The following is a 17535-nucleotide window of genomic DNA, read 5'->3' as shown; positions in this document are numbered from 1 at the left end:
CTATGGAGCATAACGAAACGTCACAGGGCGACTTTGAGTCGACCCTGAAAAAACATGCTCACCAGTTGGTCGACAGCCTGGAAAAAGGCCAGTTCGCCGATGCGGTGCAGTTGATCCATGAGCTTAACCAGACCCGTGACCGCGGCCTGTACCAGGAAGTGGGCAAGCTCACACGCGAGCTGCACAGTGCGATCGTCAATTTCCAGATTGACCCGCGCATGCCCCAGGCCGAAGAAATTTCACAGATCACCGACGCCACTGAGCGCCTGTCGTATGTGGTCAGGCTGACCGAGGCCGCTGCCAACCGCACCATGGACCTGGTGGAAAACGCCACGCCTCTGGTCAACGGCATGGCCAGCGAAGCCCAGGCCCTGAGCGTTGACTGGGGCCGCTTCATGCGCCGTGAAGTGGGCGCTGAGGAATTTCGTGAGTTGGCGCGTCGGGTCGACGGTTTCCTGTCGCGCAGCGAGCAAGAGAACCGCACGGTGGCCAGCAATCTCAACGACATCCTGCTGGCCCAGGATTATCAGGACCTCACCGGCCAGGTGATCAAGCGCGTGACCCAATTGGTCACCGAAGTGGAAAGCAACTTGCTCAAATTGGTGCTGATGGCCGGCCAGGTCGACCGTTTTGCCGGCATCGAACACGACCGCGAAGCGATCCTCTCGGAAAAAGATCCACAAAAACATCTCGCCAAGGGTGAAGGTCCGCAGATTCATGCCGATAAACGTGAAGACGTTGTGTCAGGTCAGGATGACGTAGATGACCTGTTATCCAGTTTAGGCTTCTAAGGAGCACCCACATGAGCTTCGGCGCCGATGAAGAAATCCTTCAGGATTTCCTTGTAGAGGCCGGCGAAATTCTAGAGCAACTGTCCGAACAACTGGTCGAGCTGGAAAGCCGACCGGATGATGCGAACCTGCTCAATGCAATTTTTCGCGGTTTTCACACTGTAAAAGGGGGCGCCGGCTTCCTCCAGCTCCATGAGCTGGTGGAGTGCTGCCACATCGCCGAGAACGTGTTCGACATCCTTCGCAAGGGTGAGCGTCACGTTGATTCGGAATTGATGGACGTGATTCTCGAAGCACTGGATGCAGTCAACGGCATGTTCAGCCAGGTGCGTGAACGTGCGCCGATCACGGCGGCTACCCCGGAACTGCTGGCCGCCCTGGCGCGCCTGGCTGAACCGGCTGCCGCTGCGCCGGTTGTGCAAGCGGCGCCTGAGCCGGTGGTAGAAGCCGAACCGGACGTGACCGACAGCGAGTTCGAACAGCTGCTCGACTCGCTCAATGCGGTCAAGGCCGAGGCTGAAGCGCCGGCTGCACCTGTCGCCACGCCGACCAGCGAAGACATTACCGACGCAGAATTCGAATCCTTGCTCGACCAGTTGCATGGCAAGGGCCAGTTCGCGGCCGATGCCGTGGCCCCTGTGGCGCCGCCGCAAGTGCCGGATGCCAATGCCAGCACCGACATTACCGACGATGAGTTCGAAGCACTGCTCGACCAACTGCATGGCAAAGGCACCTTTGTGGCCGAAGCCCTGCCGGAAGTCGCGGCCACAGCTGCCGCCCCGGCCACCAAGGCTGGGCCTGCCGACGACGGGTTGATCTCCGATCACGAGTTCGAAGCGCTGCTGGACGAGCTGCACGGTAAAGGCAAGTTCACCGAAGTGGCGCCAGCTGCCGCCGCAGCGGTCGCCACTGCCGCACCGGCGGCCGCCAAAGCGTCGGCGCCGGTCGCCAAGCCGGCACCCGCGCCGGCACCTGCCCGTGCAGCGGCACCGGCCGCGGCGGAAAAGCCCGCCAGTGAAGCCGAAACCACCGTGCGCGTCGATACCGCACGCCTGGACGACATCATGAACATGGTCGGCGAACTGGTGCTGGTGCGTAACCGCCTGGTGCGCCTGGGCCTGAACAGCGGCGACGAAGCCATGCAAAAGGCCGTGTCGAACCTCGATGTGGTCACCGCCGACTTGCAAACCGCCGTGATGAAAACGCGGATGCAGCCGATCAAGAAAGTCTTTGGCCGCTTCCCGCGCCTGGTCCGCGACCTGGCGCGCCAGCTCAAGAAAGAAATCAACCTGGAACTGGTGGGCGAAGAAACCGACCTGGATAAAAACCTGGTCGAGGCCCTCGCCGACCCGCTGGTCCACTTGGTGCGCAACGCGGTCGACCACGGCGTGGAAACCCCGGAAGAACGCGAAACCGCCGGCAAGTCGCGCAACGGCAAGGTGATCCTGGCCGCAGAGCAAGAGGGCGACCACATCCTGCTGTCGATCACCGATGACGGCAAAGGCATGGACCCGACCATCTTGCGCAATATCGCGGTCAAGCGCGGCGTGATGGACAAGGACGCCGCCGACCGCCTGACCGACACCGAGTGCTACAACCTGATCTTCGCCCCGGGCTTCTCGACCAAGACCGAGATTTCCGACGTATCCGGCCGTGGCGTCGGCATGGACGTGGTGAAAACCAAGATCAGCCAGCTCAACGGCTCGATCAACATCTACTCGACCAAGGGCCAGGGCTCCAAGATCGTCATCAAGGTGCCGTTGACCCTGGCGATCATGCCGACGCTGATGGTGATGCTGGGCAACCAGGCGTTCGCTTTCCCGCTGGTCAACGTCAACGAAATTTTCCACCTCGACCTGTCGCGCACCAACGTGGTGGACGGCCAGGAAGTGGTGATCGTGCGCGACAAGGCATTGCCATTGTTCTACCTCAAGCGTTGGCTGGTGGCGTCGGCCAAGCATGAAGAGCAGCGTGAAGGCCATGTGGTGATTCTGTCCGTGGGCACCCAGCGCATCGGCTTTGTGGTCGATCAACTGGTGGGCCAGGAAGAAGTGGTGATCAAGCCTTTGGGCAAGATGCTGCAGGGCACCCCGGGCATGTCGGGCGCGACCATTACCGGTGACGGTCGGATCGCGTTGATTCTCGATGTTCCAAGCATGCTCAAGCGTTACGCCGCACGGCGTATTTGATTCTGGTGGGGCAGGGCGGTCATGCCCGCCCCACCTAACGGAGTGTTTATGGCAGTCAAGGTCCTGGTGGTGGACGATTCGGGTTTCTTCCGCCGCCGCGTCTCGGAAATTCTTTCCGCCGATCCAACGATCCAGGTGGTCGGCACGGCCACCAACGGTAAAGAGGCGATCGATCAGGCCATCGCGTTGAAGCCGGACGTGATCACCATGGACTACGAGATGCCAATGATGGACGGCATTACCGCCGTGCGTCACATCATGCAGCGCTGCCCCACCCCGGTATTGATGTTCTCGTCGCTGACTCACGAAGGCGCACGGGTGACCCTCGACGCGCTGGATGCCGGCGCGGTGGATTTTCTGCCGAAGAATTTCGAAGACATCTCGCGCAACCCCGACAAGGTCAAGCAGATGCTGTGCGAGAAGGTGCACAGCATCTCACGCAGTAACCGTCGTAGCCTGTTCAGTGCACCTGCGCCGGCACCTACGCCTGCGCCCGTAGCGGCTGCACCAACCTCATCGTTTGCACGCCCGGCCCCTGCGCCGGTGGCTCGGCCTGCGGTGGCGCCGGTACGTGCCGCCGCTGCACCGAGTGCCCATTCGCCAGCGCCCAAGCGCAAGGCTTACAAGCTGGTTGCCATCGGTACCTCCACCGGTGGCCCGGTGGCCTTGCAGCGGGTGTTGACCCAGCTGCCGGCCAACTTCCCGGCGCCGATTGTGCTGGTGCAGCACATGCCCGCGGCGTTCACCAAGGCGTTCGCCGAGCGCCTGGACAAGCTGTGCCGGATCACCGTCAAGGAAGCCGAGGATGGCGACATCCTGCGTCCTGGCCTGGCGCTGCTGGCGCCGGGTGGCAAGCAGATGATGGTGGACGGCCGTGGTGCGATCAAAATCCTGCCGGGCGACGAGCGCTTGAACTACAAGCCGTGTGTGGATATCACCTTCGGTTCGGCGGCCAAGTCCTACGGTGACAAAGTTCTGGCGGTGGTGCTCACCGGCATGGGCGCCGACGGCCGTGAAGGCGCACGCCTGCTCAAGCAAGGTGGCAGCGCCATCTGGGCCCAGGACGAAGCCAGCTGCGTGATCTATGGCATGCCCATGGCCATCGTCAAGGCTGACCTGGCTGACGCGGTCTACAGCCTGGACGACATCGGCAAGCATCTGGTGGAGGCCTGCCTCTGATGGATGTCTTGAGCCTGATCGGGATCACCATGGCGTTTGTCGCCATCATCGGCGGCAACTACCTCGAAGGCGGCCACCTCGGCGCCCTGGCCAATGGCCCGGCGGCGCTGATCGTGATTGGTGGCACCGTGGGCGCGGCGCTGTTGCAGTCGCCGCTGAGCTCGTTCAAGCGGGCCATGCAGATCCTGGTGTGGATCATTTTCCCGCCACGGGTCGACCTGCCCGGCGGCATCGACCGCGTGGTCAACTGGAGCCTCACTGCCCGCAAGGAAGGTTTGCTGGGCCTGGAAGGCGTGGCCGATGCCGAGCCCGACAGCTACGCACGCAAGGGCCTGCAGTTGCTGGTGGACGGCGCTGAGCCGGAAGCGATCCGCAGCATCCTGGAGGTGGATTTCTACACCCAGGAAAGCCGTGACATCAATGCGGCCAAAGTCTTTGAAAGCATGGGCGGCTACGCGCCGACTATCGGCATCATCGGTGCGGTGATGGGCCTGATCCACGTGATGGGCAACCTGGCTGATCCTTCGCAGCTGGGCAGCGGTATTGCCGTGGCGTTTGTGGCGACCATCTACGGCGTGGCCAGTGCCAACCTGGTGCTGTTGCCGGTGGCCAGCAAGCTCAAGTCGATTGCCATGCGCCAGTCGCGTTATCGCGAAATGCTGCTTGAAGGCATCCTGTCGATTGCCGAAGGTGAGAACCCGCGCTCCATCGAATTGAAGCTCCAGGGCTTCATGGATTGATGGGAGGAACCGCCTGTGAGCCGTCGCCGTCGCGAGCCTGAAGAACATGTCAACCACGAGCGCTGGCTGGTGTCCTACGCGGACTTCATCACCTTGTTGTTTGCGTTTTTCGTGGTGATGTATTCGATTTCGTCGGTCAACGAAGGCAAGTACAAGATCATTTCCCAGGCACTGGTGGGCGTGTTCAACGATACCGAGCGTGCGCTCAAGCCGATTCCCATCGGTGACGAGCGGCCCAGGACCGTCACCCCGGCCAAGCCGCTGGTTAACGACAGCGAGGAGATCGCTGCCGGTGTCGGCGGCACCAGTGACCCGCTCAAAAGCATCGCCGATGACATCAGTGCCGCCTTTGGTGACCTGATCAGTTCCAATCAGATGACCGTACGCGGCAACGAGTTGTGGGTGGAGATCGAACTCAACTCCAGCCTGTTGTTTGCCAGTGCCGATGCGTTGCCCAGTGACCAGGCGTTCACCATCATCGACAAGGTGGCGGCGATCCTTAAACCGTTTGAAAACCCGATCCATGTGGAAGGCTTCACCGACAATTTTCCCATCAGCACCGCGCAGTACCCGACCAACTGGGAACTGTCATCGGCCCGTGCATCGAGCATCGTGCGCATGTTGGCCATGCAGGGTGTGAACCCTCAGCGACTGGCGTCGGTGGGCTATGGTGAATTCCAGCCCGTGGCCAATAACGCCACGGTGGAAGGGCGGGCACGCAACCGTCGGGTGGTGCTGGTGGTGTCGCGCAACCTGGATGTACGTCGCAGCCTGACCGGCACTGGCACGGCCAATGCAACACCGGATGCGGCGTTGAAGCGCGCTGGCACACAAACTGCACCGACCCCTGCAAAGTCGCCGGTTCGGGCAAGCGCCGTCAATTCTCCGTCACCGGCTCAATAACCTTATGCCATGTCTCGGTCGCGCCTGTGCCCGCCGGGAGGAACCAACCGAATGAGAGTCTGGGCAGTTGCCAATCAAAAGGGTGGAGTCGGCAAGACCACCACCTCCATCGCCTTAGCCGGCTTGCTGGCCGAAGCGGGCAAGCGTGTGGTCGTGGTCGACCTCGACCCCCACGGTTCCATGACCAGCTATTTCGGCTACGACCCGGATGCGCTGGAACACAGCTGCTATGACCTGTTCCTGCACAAGGGCAGCGTGCCGGCGGATTTGCCCGGGCAATTGCTGCTGCCCACCAGCAACGAGAGCATTTCGCTGTTGCCGTCGAGCACCGCGCTGGCCACCCTTGAGCGCCAGTCGCCGGGGCAGAGCGGCCTGGGCCTGGTGATCGCCAAGACCCTGGCGCAGTTGTGGCAGGATTTCGACTACGCGATCATCGACAGCCCGCCGTTGCTGGGCGTGCTGATGGTCAACGCCCTGGCGGCCAGCCAGCAATTGGTGATCCCGGTACAAACCGAGCACCTGGCGGTCAAGGGCCTGGAGCGTATGGTCAGCACCCTTGCGATGATCAACCGTTCGCGCAAACAGGCGCTGCCGTTCAGCATCGTGCCGACCTTGTTCGACCGCCGTACCCAGGCATCCCTCAGCACTTTGCGCGTATTGCGCGATGCCTACCCGGACACCATCTGGAACGGCTACATCCCGGTGGATACTCGCCTGCGCGATGCCAGCCGTGCGGGGCTCACGCCGTCGCAGTTCGATGGCAAGAGCCGTGGCGTGCTGGCCTACCGTGCGTTGCTCAAGCATCTGCTGTCGCAGCAGCTTGTGGCGCAGGTGGCGTGATGAACCGTCCTGTCGAATTCAAGACCCGGCCGCAACTCGCGCTGGAATCCTACCTGGATGCCCTGCTGCAGGAGGCGACTGACGAAGAGCTGCCGGAACCGATTCTGGTACTTGAGCCTGCTGTCGAGCCTGACACTACGCTGGACGAGTTCCAGCAGGCCGTCATGGAAGAACAGGCGCGTGATGCGCAGGTGGTGGAGGCTCCAGTCGTGGTGCCGATCACCCCTGCGGTGTTGGCGCCGATGGTGGTCGAACCGGTGGTGGACGTGCACCTGCCGCCGAGTATCACGCCACCGCCGGTAACCGGTGACGGCCGCCCGGCGTGGGCGGCCGAGCCGTTCGAGTGCCTGCTGTTCGACGTCGCCGGCTTGACCCTGGCAGTGCCGCTGGTGTGCCTGGGCTCGATCTATTCTTTGGAAGGCCAGGAGCTGACACCGTTGTTCGGCCAGCCGGAGTGGTTTCTCGGCATCTTGCCCAGCCAGGCCGGCAACCTCAAGGTGCTGGACACCGCGCGCTGGGTGATGCCCGACCGCTACCGCGACGATTTCCGCCAGGGCTTGCAATACGTGATTTCGGTGCAGGGCTACGAATGGGGGCTGGCGGTGCATCAAGTCAGCCGCTCGTTGCGCCTGGACCCCAATGAAATCAAATGGCGCAGCCACCGCGGCCAGCGCCCCTGGCTGGCGGGCACCGTGATTGAGCACATGTGCGCATTGCTGGATGTCGCTGAACTGGCCGAGTTGATTGCCAGCGGTGCGGTCAAGGCGATGCCACAGAACAAACGTAGTTGATTGAACAATAAGGGCCGTGCGGTTGCGCGGCGCAATAGCACACACGCCGTCGATAACGGCATTTGAAGGGGTTACACGAATGAACAAGTCAGCGTCCGCACAAGGTTTGGATGATCCGATCCTGCAATGGGTTACCTTCAAACTCGACAACGAGACCTACGGCATCAACGTGATGCGCGTGCAGGAAGTGCTGCGCTACACCGAGATCGCTCCGGTACCGGGTGCACCGAGCTATGTGCTGGGCATCATCAACCTGCGTGGCAATGTGGTGACAGTCATCGACACCCGCCAGCGTTTTGGCCTGGACACGGTTGAAGTCAGCGACAACACCCGTATCGTGATCATCGAAGCCGACAAGCAAGTGGTCGGGATCATGGTCGATAGCGTGGCCGAAGTGGTTTACCTGCGCCAATCGGAAGTGGAAACCGCACCGAACGTGGGTAACGAAGAATCGGCCAAGTTCATCCAGGGCGTGTGCAACAAGAACAACGAACTGCTGATCCTGGTTGAGCTGGACAAGATGATGAGCGAAGAAGAGTGGTCGGAACTGGAGAGCATCTGATTGTTCCTTGAGGCAGCGGTGATTGTCCTGGCCCTGTTGTGGGCCGGGACCTTGGCGTTTGTACTGCGCTATATGCGTCAGCAACGGGAGTTGGCCCTGCAACAGGCCGAACGCGATGCCGTGCGTGATCGGCGCATTCTGGAGCTGGTCAAGCGCGTGGATCATTACCAGCAGAGTGCGGTGCGGGTCGGCGATGAAGTGCATGAACTGCGCGCGATTCTCGGGCCTTTGCCGGATAAGCTGGTGCAATTGGAACAGCGCGACCCTTCGAACCTGTCCTTTGCCCAGGCGGCCAAGCTGGTGGGGATGGGGGCGACGGTGGACGAACTGACCCAGTCGTGCGGCTTGACCCAGGCCGAGGCGCAGTTGATGAGCAAGTTGCACAAGAGCTGATTCGGCTGCGCTTGCTGGGTTCATGTGGGAGGGGATTGCCCTCGATAGCGGCCTGGCAACCGACGCTTCTCTGCCTGACACCCTGCGACCAAACTGTGGGAGCTGGCTTGCCTGCGATGACGGCCTGATAGCCGACATTTATCTACCTGACACCCCTCAGTCCAAATGTGGGAGCTGGCTTGCCTGCGAAGGCGGCCTGACAGCCGACCAGGAGTTGGATCAGACCGAGTACATATCCGTTGCTGCGGTAACGGCCGCTTATGGTTTCGCTCTTACAGCGACTCACTTTTGGAGAGGCCCAAAAGTAAGCAAAAGGCCTTCGCCCCACCACTCGGCACCTCGCTCAGGCTCGGTGTGCCCGTAATCCGCCATGGATTGGGGGGCCGCCGCCACGCGCCATCCATGGCGCGGGGCGGCTAAACCGGCATCCTTGCCGGTTTACCCCCCAAATCCCTGTCGAATTCCGGCCAGCGTGGTTTAACGGGGCGCCTAAGATCAAGAGCAAGAGCGGCTCGCTTCGCATCGTGGTTACCGTAGGGGGGCTGCGAACTGAAGTTGTGTAGATACCTATGGCCATCGCAGGCAAGCCAGCTCCCACAGTTTGATCTGCGTACATCAATCAATTTTCTCCAGCCACAGACTTTTCCTGTTCTCCAAGGGTCAACATCCTTCAAGCACCTTGACCCAGGAGATACCTTCAAATGACCACCCCCAAAGCCCTGTTGATCCTTCACGGCAAACAAGCCCTGAACGAGGACGTGCGTGCCGCCGTGCTGGCCCGGCGTGAGCAGGGTTGGGAGTTGGCGGTGCGGGTGACGTGGGAGGGTGGTGATGCCCAGCGGCTGGTCGATGAAGCCCTGGCTGACGGCTACACCCACATCATCGCCGGCGGCGGCGACGGTACGCTGCGCGATGTGGCCGAGGCCATGGCGCTGGCCAAGGCCGACGCCAGCCTGGTGCTGATGCCCCTGGGCACCGCCAATGACTTTGCCAAGGCCGCGGGCGTGCCGTTGGAACCGGCCGGCGCCCTGGCGTTGCTGGACGTCCAGCCCAGGGCCATCGACCTCGGCCAGGTGGGCGGGCAGATCTTCCTGAACATGGCCACCGGCGGTTTCGGTAGCCAGGTCACGGCCAACACCTCCGAAGACCTGAAGAAAGTCCTCGGCGGCGCCGCCTACCTGTTCACCGGTTTATCGCGCTTCAGCGAATTGAAGGCCGCCTACGGGGAGCTGGAAGGCCCGGATTTCCACTGGAAAGGCGAGCTGCTCGCGCTGGGTATCGGCAACGGTCGCCAGGCCGGTGGCGGGCATGTGCTGTGCCCCGGCGCATTGGCCGATGATGGATTGCTCGACGTCAGCATCCTGCCAGCCCCCCAGGAAGTGGTCGGCACCCTGCGTGAATTGATGAGCAATGGCTGGGGCCTGGACACCATGTTCGTTCGCGCACGCCTGCCATGGGTCAATATCAAGGTCGCCCAAGGCTTGTACATCAACCTCGATGGCGAGCCGCTGGAAGGCGACGACCTGCATTTCGAAGCGTTGCCCAAGGCGCTTCGCGTGCATCTGCCGCTGGGTTCGCCGTTAGTCGTCCAGGCTGATGATTTGCTCACGCACGGCAAATAACACCAGGCCCGCCACGTCGAAAATCTGCAAGCGCTTCATGATCTGCGAGCGATGGGCCTCCACAGTCTTGATGCTCAAGCCCAGGCCATGGGCGATCTCCCGGGTGGACTTGCCACGTACGATCAGACGCAAAATCTCCAGTTGCCGCGCCGTCAGGTTATGGCTGTGGGCAACGGGAGCGCTGGGGCTCTGGCTGCGGATCAGCGCCTGGTTGATCACCGTGTGGGCGATGGCGGGGCTCAGGTAGCGTTCGTTGTTACGCAGGGCCAGCAGGGCATGTTCCAGCTCGTTGGCGGTGGTGTCCTTGAGCAGGTAGCCGTGGGCTCCGGACTCCAGTGCGCGCATGATCAGGTCTGGTTCGGTGTGCATCGACAGAATCAGCACCTTGCAATTGGGGTAAAAGCGCTTGAGTTGCTGCAAGGCATCCAGCCCACCGGTGTGCCGCATCGACAGATCGAGCAGCACGATATCCGGCTGCAAGGCGCTGTATTGCGCCAGCAGTTGTGCGCCATCGCTGGCTTCGCCGATGACGCTGTAGCCGGGAATATCCAGAATCAGCGCACGCACACCGGCGCGAATCAGTGCGTGGTCATCCACCAGGAGTAAATTGCAGGTCACTCGAGAACCTTAGGGGCGCTGGCCCGTTCGAGAGCGCGGGGCGCCCAGGGGAAAAGTGCGTTGATACGGGTGCCGTTGCCAGGCTGGCTGCTGATGGAAAAGGTGCCCCCCAGCTGGTGGGTTCGTTCGCACATACCGGCCAAGCCCCGTTGGCCTTCCCGGCCCGGGTCGGGGGCAGGCGAGAACCCCTGGCCGTCATCGCAGATCATCAGCGACAGGCCTTCAGGCAGGCGTTGCAGGCGCACCAGCAGGTTGCGCGCCTTTGCATGGCGAAGCATGTTGGTCACCGCTTCCTGGGTGATGCGAAAGGCCGCCACGGCCATTTCTTCGGGGATGCCGGTGAGCCGTTGCTGGCACTCCAGGCTCCAGCACACCTGGGTGTTTTCCAGGGTCTTGAGCAGGTGTGCGCGCAGGCTGGCTTCCAGACCCAGGCTGGTCAGTTGGCGCGGGTTGAGGATGGCGCAGACGTCGCGCACCTTGGCCAGGGTTTCATTGAGCGTATTGCACAGCACCGTGCAATGGGTGTTCAGGTCCGGGGGCAGGCGGCGCTGCAACCATTCGCTTTGCAGTTTGGCGGCGGTCAGCAGTTGGCCGATATCGTCATGCAGTTCGCGGCTGAGCCGGTGGCGTTCGTTCTCCTGCACTTGCAGCAAGCGGTCGGCCAGTTCCTGGGGCTCGAACTTGATGGCTTTGCGCGAATTCCACTGTTGCAGCCCCACCACCACCAGCGTGGCGAAGTTGAGCAGCAGGATCAGCAACGGCAGCGGCGCGTCCTGCAGATAGGCCCACAGGCTGGCCAGCAATGAGCACAGGCACAGCGCAAGGGTGAGGCGGCGCACATGGCTGCGGGACACGGACCTGGCGATAAGTGACTTGAAACTGGCGTACATAGCGGATGGAGCCAATGAGGGTTCACTGCGGTGAGGCCGGTTGACCGGGCTCTGTTTGGAGTGCGCTGCCAAATCGTCTTTAAGCATGTTGAAGTTAAATCACTTCGAGCGGGGCATAGTACCACCCCGCTTACCGTTGGTCGCCTGATTGGTTTATGGCCCACACAAATACTCTGGGCGTTAATCCCAGAGTTGAAAGTGGAAAGTTGTATTAACGAAGTTGGTTTGTATAATTATTACATTGACGGCTAATTGATATTTTCCCATTGCGTCAAAGCCGGTCGTTTTTAGATAACTCGACAGTTAAATACGACCTGCACGACGCTACGACCCCTGATGCAGATGCTGCGGCGGTGTACGGCTCAAATTCTTTTGCGGGATCTGCAAGGCAACCGTTGCGATCAATGAAGTTTGCTCGCTTTCATCCAGGCTCAGTTCACCGGTGCGGGTGTCGATCAGTTCCAGTTGCCAGGCCAGCAGGGTCAGGCAGTCATGCAGCGCGTCCAGCGCCTCGTCATGCAACTGCAGAGGGCTTTGGGCATTGGCGATCAGATTTTGCAGATGCCCCGAGAACTCGCTGATCGCCTGCAGCGCCAGGCCATCGGCTTTTTCAGCCAGTTTAGCCAGGCTGGCTTTCATGCAGTCGATGGCGTCGCTGTCGTTGCGGATCAAATGCAGATGGCTCAAACACTCTTCGGATTTGCCCAGAAGCAGTTGAGCCTCGCCCAGAAACGCGAGAAGTGCTGTTTGCCATTCGTTTGCGCTATTCATCATGCAAGTCTCCGCAACGTAAGGTCGGGTGATGAGATGTCGCACCGGGTGAATGGCTTAAAACTAGCGCTGAAATACGACTTGGACTTGTAGGTCGCTTCCGATGTTTCAGTAGGACGTTTATTGAAGTGCTCACGAAAGTCGTATGTAGCCCATGGTGTGCGGGATGACACGACTTCAGTTGCCGATACGTGAGTGCCTGAAAGGCCCGTGGGCCAAGGGCTGGGGATGGCAAACAAAAGCCTGACTCCATTCATGCAATGAGAATGGCGTCACATTAATGGCTATTAGATATCGCGAATATCAGGTTGGGCCTGATTGCGTATAGGGGAACCCCCTACATGGTGGAACTGCACGTCGGTTCGACTGTCGCGCACGGCGCATTGAAACAGTATCAAGGGCCGAAGCAGTAAAGCATGATGTCAGTGTGACATCAATGAATTTACATGGCATTTTATTGGGGTCAAGGTCCGGCGTTTGCCGCCGATAACGTGCCTATACGACTGCATACCCTCTCAACGCGCCTGCGGCGTGTACACCAGGAGCTTTTAATGGCCGGCATTCTCGACACGGTAGATCAACGCACGCAATTGGTGGGTGAGAATCGCCTGGAAATTCTCATGTTCCGCCTCTTCGGACGGCAGTTGTTCGCGATCAACGTGTTCAAAGTGCAGGAAGTGCTGCAGTTACCCAAGCTGACCCTGATGCCCCAGCGCCACCCATTCGTGTGCGGGGTGGTCAACCTGCGTGGCCAGACCTTGCCGGTGATCGACTTGTCCCAGGCCATCGGTATGCGCCCTTTGGTGCCGGGGCCCAACAGCACCATCATCGTCACCGAATACAACCGTTCGGTGCAGGCGTTTCTGGTGGGCGGCGTTGACCGCATCGTCAATATGAACTGGGAAGCCATCCTGCCGCCGCCGACCAGCGCCGGTCGCCAGCATTACCTCACGGCCATCAGCAAGGTCGACGACCAGTTGGTGGAGATCATCGACGTGGAAAAAGTCCTCGCCGAGATCGTGCCTTATAACGCCAAGGTCTCGCGGGAAAAACTCGAAGACCCGGTGCTCGAACGTGCCCGTGGTCGCGAAGTGCTGCTGGTGGACGACTCCAACGTGGCCCTGTCGCAGTTGCGCGATACCCTGGGACAGTTGGGGGTGAAGATGCACATCGCCAGCGACGGTCTCAAGGCGTTGAACATGCTCAAAGCCTGGGCCGACAGCGGCCAGGTGATGACCGACAAGCTGCTGATGATCTTCACCGACGCCGAAATGCCCGAGATGGACGGCTACCGCCTCACCACCGAAATCCGCAACGACCCGCGCCTGCGCGGCCTCTATGTGGTGCTGCACACTTCGCTGTCGGGCAGCTTCAATGAGTCAATGGTGAAGAAGGTCGGCTGCGACAATTTCCTCTCCAAATTCCAGCCGGACAAGCTGGTGGATGTGGTGCGCGAGCGACTGATGTTGGACGAAGTGCCCGCCTGACTTTAGGATGACACTTTGTTTCCCAGGAAGGCAGGCCCATGCTTCGTCTCAGCGCGTTGTACCGTTACCCCCTCAAATCCGGCAAGGCCGAAGCCTTGCAGCACATAGGCCTGGATAAACTCGGCCTGCAAGGGGATCGACGTTGGATGCTGGTGGACGAAGCCAGTGGGCGGTTCCTGACGCAGCGGGCGGTGGCGAAGATGAGCCAACTGTCGGCGCTGTGGAACGACGCGGGGGGCCTGACCTTGAGTTCGCCGGGCTACTCATCGTTGGAGGTGGCGTTGCCGGAGGGTGCCAGTGAACTGCGCGGCGTGACCATCTGGCGCGACACCCTGCGCGTACCCGATGCTGGCGATGAGGCGGCCGCCTGGGTCAGCGAGTTTATCGGCAAGCCTACGCGCCTGGTACAGCTTCCCCTGGAACGTGCGCGCACCACCGAAGCCGGCTACGGCAAGGATGACGACAAGGTCGGCTTTGCCGACGGCTACCCGCTGTTACTGATCGGCCAAGGCTCCCTGGATGACTTGTGTGAGAAGATCGGCCGCCCGATGGAGATGCTGCGTTTTCGTCCCAACCTGGTGATCGAAGGCGCCCAAGCCTTTGCCGAGGATGGCTGGAAGCGCTTGCGCATCGGCGATGTGGAGTTCCGGGTGGTCAAGCCGTGCTCGCGTTGCATCCTCACCACCATTGATCCCCGCACCGGCGAGCGCAGCCCCGACCGCGAACCCTTCGCGACGCTGGAGACCTATCGCAAGACCGAGAAGGGCGCGATGTTCGGCCAGAACCTGGTCAACGATGGCATCGGCCACTTGGAAGTCGGGATGCCGGTGACGGTCCTGGAATAAAAAATGCCCGTCTCGCTGGAGACGGGCATTTTTGTTTACCGGTGATACTTAGCCGCGGTATTCACACAGGTAAGCGGTGTCTACGGCGACCTTCAACTGGAACTTGCTGTTGGCCGGTACGTTGAACTGGCTGCCGGCGGCGAAGGTTTCCCACTCGGCGTTGGGCAGTTTGACGATCAGGGCGCCGCAGACCACATGCATGATTTCACGCTGGGCGGTACCGAATTCGTATTCACCCGGAGCCATCACGCCGATGGTCGCCGGACCTTCTGCAGTGCCGAAAGCGATCGACTTGACGGTGCCGTCGAAGTACTCGTTGACTTTGAACATGGGTGAATCCTCGGAAAAAGGGTCTGGAAAGGTCGGCCAGTATGCCCAAGCCCACGGGAGCTGCCTAGACCGGCAAAATCAACGGTAACAGGCGTGCGGTGTTACGCGCGTCTTCCAGGGCGCGATGCTGTTGGCCATTGAACTGCATCCCCGCCAATTGCAGCGCACCATTGAGCCCCAGTGGTTTGTCCAGGCGCCGGGCCTTGGCAAAGCGTTGCTTGAGGTTCACATGGGGCGTTTGCCCCAGGGCGCTGGACAGGCCATGGCGCTGCCATTCGAGTTCAAGTTGCACGCGATCGTAATCACCCCAGCTGGCCCAGCCTTCCAGGCGTGCCTGGTGCTGGCCCAGCCAGCGCTCGAACAGCGGCCACACTTCGGTGATCGGTGTGGCTGCGTCGATATTGGCTTGGGTGATATGGGTCAGCTTGCGGCAAAAGGGCGTCAGCAAAGGCCGTCGCAGTGGCCGCACAAAGCGCTGAAAGTGATCCAGTTCGCGGCCCTGGCGGTTGACCAGGCTGGCGCCGATCTCGATGACTTCCATCTCTGTCACGGGCCAACCGCCGTCATCCGTTGTGGCTTCAAGGTCAATAATCAGCCAATGAGGCATGGTGCAGGTTCCCGTACTCGTCCCTTTCTGATGGGGATAGAGCGTAGCCCGGCCCTGTAGTTCCGCCTAGGGGCGTTATTCGATCTGTAGCAAAACCTGGCGATTGCGCACCTGATCGCCCGCCATGACCTGCACCGCCTTGACGATGCCGTCGATCCCGGCCTTCAACGGGTGCTCCATTTTCATCGCTTCGAGCACCAGCAACAGTTGGCCTTTGGTGACTGTGTCGCCGACGCTGACCTGGATATCGACAATGGCGCCATCCATCGGCGCCTTGACTGTGCCACTGCTGGCATCCACCTGGCGGCTGGCGACCTGCTGGGTGCGGTTGGTCACCTTCACGCCGGGTAGCCACAGTTGGGTATCGTCGATGTAGTAGGCGGTACGCCGGCGGATGCCATTGAGCACCCAGGTGGCCCAGCGACCGTCGGTGGTGAGTTGCAGGTCGTCGGCACTCACGGTGTGGGTTTGGCCATTGACCTCCAGGCGGTAGGTGCACGGCACATTGGCGGTGTTGCGCCATCCCGCCAGGCCTCGGGGGTGCTGGTTGGCGCTGTATTGGTAAAACAGCGCTGCTGCCAGGCTGAGCTGTTCAGTCGATGGCGCCTGGGGCGGTAGCTGGCCGAAGTGTTCGGCGATAAAGGCGGTGCTGAAATTGCCGGCGATAAAATCCGGCTGCTTGAGCAAATCAACCAAAAACCGCTGATTGGTGGTGACACCCAGTAGCACGGTGTCTTCCACGGCCCGCAGCAACTTTCGGCGAGCTTCTTCGCGAGTGGCGCCGTGGGCGATGATCTTGCCCAGCATCGGGTCGTAGAACGGGCTGATGGTTTCGTCTTCGCGTAGGCCATGGTCGATGCGCACGCAGGCGGCAGGCTCCCAGCGCAGCACGTCCCCGGTTTGCGGCAGGAAGCCCTGGGCCGGGTCTTCGGCGTACAGGCGCACTTCCATGGCGTGGCCGCTCAGCACCACATCGGCTTGTGCCAGCGGCAGCGGCTGGCCGGCGGCGATGTGCAGTTGCCAGGCCACCAGGTCGAGGCCGGTGGTCAGCTCGGTCACCGGGTGTTCGACTTGCAGGCGCGTGTTCATTTCCAGGAAATAAAACCGGCCATTGCGGTCGAGCAGAAACTCCACGGTACCGGCGCCGACGTAGCTCACCGCCCGCCCGGCCTTGAGCGCCGCGTCGCCCATGGCCTGGCGCAGTTCGGGCGTCATCACGGGGCAGGGCGCTTCTTCGATGACTTTCTGATGGCGGCGCTGGATCGAGCAGTCGCGCTCGCCCAGGTAGATCAGGTTGCCATGGCGATCGCCGAACACTTGCACCTCAACGTGGCGCGGGTCGATCAGGGCCTGCTCAAGAATCAGTTCGTCGCTGCCAAAAGCGTTCATTGCCTCGGAGCGCGCAGTGCGCAGTTGCTCCAGCAGCTGTTCAGGTTGGTGTACCAGGCGCATGCCACGCCCGCCGCCACCGGCGCTGGCCTTGATCATCAGCGGGAAGCCGATGCGCTCGGCTTCCTGTTGCAGCGTGGCGTCGTCCTGGGCGCTGCCTTGGTAACCGGCGATACAGGGCACACCGGCGTCGAGCATGGCGATCTTCGACAGGCGCTTGCTGCCCATCAGCTCGATGGCTTCGCTGCTGGGGCCGATGAAAACGATATGGGCGTTCTGGCAGGCGCGGGCGAAGTCGGGGTTTTCCGAAAGGAAGCCGTAGCCTGGGTGGATGGCGTCGGCGCCGGTGCGTCGGGCGGCGTCGAGGATGGCGGTGATGTTCAGGTATGACTGTTGTACGGGAGCCGGGCCGATATTCACGGCTTCGTCGGCCATCTGCACGTGCAGGGCATGGGTGTCGGCGTCGCTGTACACGGCCACGGTGCGGTAGCCCAAGGCTTGGGCAGTGCGCTGGATACGGCAGGCGATTTCGCCGCGGTTGGCGATCAGGATTTTAGTGAAGGCGGGCATTGGGTTATCCCTTACTGG

The 17535-nt window shown here is 61.3% G+C and carries 18 protein-coding genes; 12 read left to right on the top strand and 6 right to left on the bottom strand.

All coding sequences use genetic code 11. The features are described from left to right. Positions 1 to 2: 2 nt before the first annotated feature. From IH404_RS19985 to yegS, 10 genes are all read left to right on the top strand, one after another. Positions 3 to 791, top strand: a complete 789-nt coding sequence (locus tag IH404_RS19985) for a protein phosphatase CheZ (RefSeq protein WP_005790038.1) — start codon at positions 3 to 5, stop codon at positions 789 to 791. An 11-nt stretch (positions 792 to 802) separates the two neighbouring features. Further along, complete coding sequence (locus IH404_RS19980) at positions 803 to 2980, top strand: chemotaxis protein CheA (RefSeq protein WP_194438860.1); 2178 nt, start codon at positions 803 to 805, stop codon at positions 2978 to 2980. 48 nt (positions 2981 to 3028) lie between these two features. Beyond that, the gene (locus IH404_RS19975) at positions 3029 to 4159 is read left to right on the top strand and encodes a chemotaxis response regulator protein-glutamate methylesterase (protein ID WP_194438859.1); all 1131 of its coding nucleotides are present in this window, start codon (positions 3029 to 3031) and stop codon (positions 4157 to 4159) included. Then, entirely contained in the window at positions 4159 to 4899 is a 741-nt protein-coding gene (locus IH404_RS19970; protein ID WP_005790033.1) for a flagellar motor protein, read from the top strand. Before IH404_RS19975 ends, IH404_RS19970 begins: the two co-directional genes overlap by 1 nt. 15 nt (positions 4900 to 4914) lie before the next feature. Then, positions 4915 to 5802 (top strand): flagellar motor protein MotD, encoded by an 888-nt coding sequence (motD, locus tag IH404_RS19965; RefSeq protein ID WP_194438858.1) that lies wholly within the window; start codon positions 4915 to 4917, stop codon positions 5800 to 5802. Positions 5803 to 5853: 51 nt separating this feature from the next. After that, the gene (locus tag IH404_RS19960) at positions 5854 to 6642 is read left to right on the top strand and encodes a ParA family protein (RefSeq protein ID WP_005790028.1); all 789 of its coding nucleotides are present in this window, start codon (positions 5854 to 5856) and stop codon (positions 6640 to 6642) included. Next, on the top strand, positions 6642 to 7433 hold the full coding sequence (locus IH404_RS19955) for a CheW domain-containing protein (protein ID WP_005790027.1): 792 nt from the start codon (positions 6642 to 6644) through the stop codon (positions 7431 to 7433). Before IH404_RS19960 ends, IH404_RS19955 begins: the two co-directional genes overlap by 1 nt. Before the next feature lie 79 nt (positions 7434 to 7512). Further along, positions 7513 to 7995, top strand: a complete 483-nt coding sequence (locus IH404_RS19950) for a chemotaxis protein CheW (protein ID WP_005790025.1) — start codon at positions 7513 to 7515, stop codon at positions 7993 to 7995. Next, the gene (locus IH404_RS19945) at positions 7996 to 8388 is read left to right on the top strand and encodes a DUF2802 domain-containing protein (protein ID WP_005790023.1); all 393 of its coding nucleotides are present in this window, start codon (positions 7996 to 7998) and stop codon (positions 8386 to 8388) included. A gap of 701 nt (positions 8389 to 9089) precedes the next feature. Further along, the gene (gene yegS, locus IH404_RS19940; protein WP_005790021.1) at positions 9090 to 10010 is read left to right on the top strand and encodes a lipid kinase YegS; all 921 of its coding nucleotides are present in this window, start codon (positions 9090 to 9092) and stop codon (positions 10008 to 10010) included. Here yegS and IH404_RS19935 read toward each other — a convergent pair. The 3 genes from IH404_RS19935 to IH404_RS19925 all read right to left on the bottom strand — a co-directional run bounded on the left by IH404_RS19935 (position 9969) and on the right by IH404_RS19925 (position 12292). Continuing rightward, a complete protein-coding gene (locus tag IH404_RS19935; protein WP_005790019.1) occupies positions 9969 to 10628 on the bottom strand; it encodes a response regulator transcription factor in 660 nt (219 codons plus the stop codon). The genes yegS and IH404_RS19935 overlap by 42 nt on opposite strands. Then, positions 10625 to 11518 (bottom strand): sensor histidine kinase, encoded by an 894-nt coding sequence (locus tag IH404_RS19930; protein ID WP_005790017.1) that lies wholly within the window; start codon positions 11516 to 11518, stop codon positions 10625 to 10627. The genes IH404_RS19935 and IH404_RS19930 overlap by 4 nt, the downstream gene beginning before the upstream one ends. A 324-nt stretch (positions 11519 to 11842) precedes the next feature. Beyond that, positions 11843 to 12292 carry a hypothetical protein gene (locus IH404_RS19925; protein ID WP_194438857.1) on the bottom strand — a complete coding sequence of 150 codons (450 nt, stop codon included), beginning with the start codon at positions 12290 to 12292 and terminating at the stop codon, positions 11843 to 11845. A gap of 548 nt (positions 12293 to 12840) precedes the next feature. On the opposite strand from IH404_RS19925, the gene IH404_RS19920 reads away from it, so the two are divergent. After that, complete coding sequence (locus tag IH404_RS19920) at positions 12841 to 13776, top strand: chemotaxis protein CheV (RefSeq protein ID WP_005790014.1); 936 nt, start codon at positions 12841 to 12843, stop codon at positions 13774 to 13776. Between the two features lie 38 nt (positions 13777 to 13814). Further along, positions 13815 to 14621: an MOSC domain-containing protein gene (locus IH404_RS19915; RefSeq protein ID WP_005790011.1), complete on the top strand. Its 807-nt coding sequence runs from the start codon at positions 13815 to 13817 to the stop codon at positions 14619 to 14621. A 48-nt stretch (positions 14622 to 14669) separates the two neighbouring features. Here the strand turns inward: IH404_RS19915 and IH404_RS19910 are convergent, their stop codons facing one another. The 3 genes from IH404_RS19910 to IH404_RS19900 form a co-directional block, all read right to left on the bottom strand. Next, positions 14670 to 14951 (bottom strand): pyrimidine/purine nucleoside phosphorylase, encoded by a 282-nt coding sequence (locus IH404_RS19910; RefSeq protein WP_005790009.1) that lies wholly within the window; start codon positions 14949 to 14951, stop codon positions 14670 to 14672. A 64-nt stretch (positions 14952 to 15015) separates the two neighbouring features. Continuing rightward, a complete protein-coding gene (locus tag IH404_RS19905) occupies positions 15016 to 15558 on the bottom strand; it encodes an exonuclease domain-containing protein (RefSeq protein WP_005790007.1) in 543 nt (180 codons plus the stop codon). Between the two features lie 75 nt (positions 15559 to 15633). After that, positions 15634 to 17517 (bottom strand): acetyl/propionyl/methylcrotonyl-CoA carboxylase subunit alpha, encoded by a 1884-nt coding sequence (locus IH404_RS19900; protein WP_194438856.1) that lies wholly within the window; start codon positions 17515 to 17517, stop codon positions 15634 to 15636. Positions 17518 to 17535 lie beyond the last annotated feature (18 nt).

The organism is Pseudomonas sp. OST1909, from assembly GCF_015277575.1.
Lineage (GTDB): Bacteria > Pseudomonadota > Gammaproteobacteria > Pseudomonadales > Pseudomonadaceae > Aquipseudomonas > Aquipseudomonas synxantha_A.
Note: the sequence above shows the minus strand (reverse complement) of the source record. Positions and strands in the feature narration are given on the sequence as shown.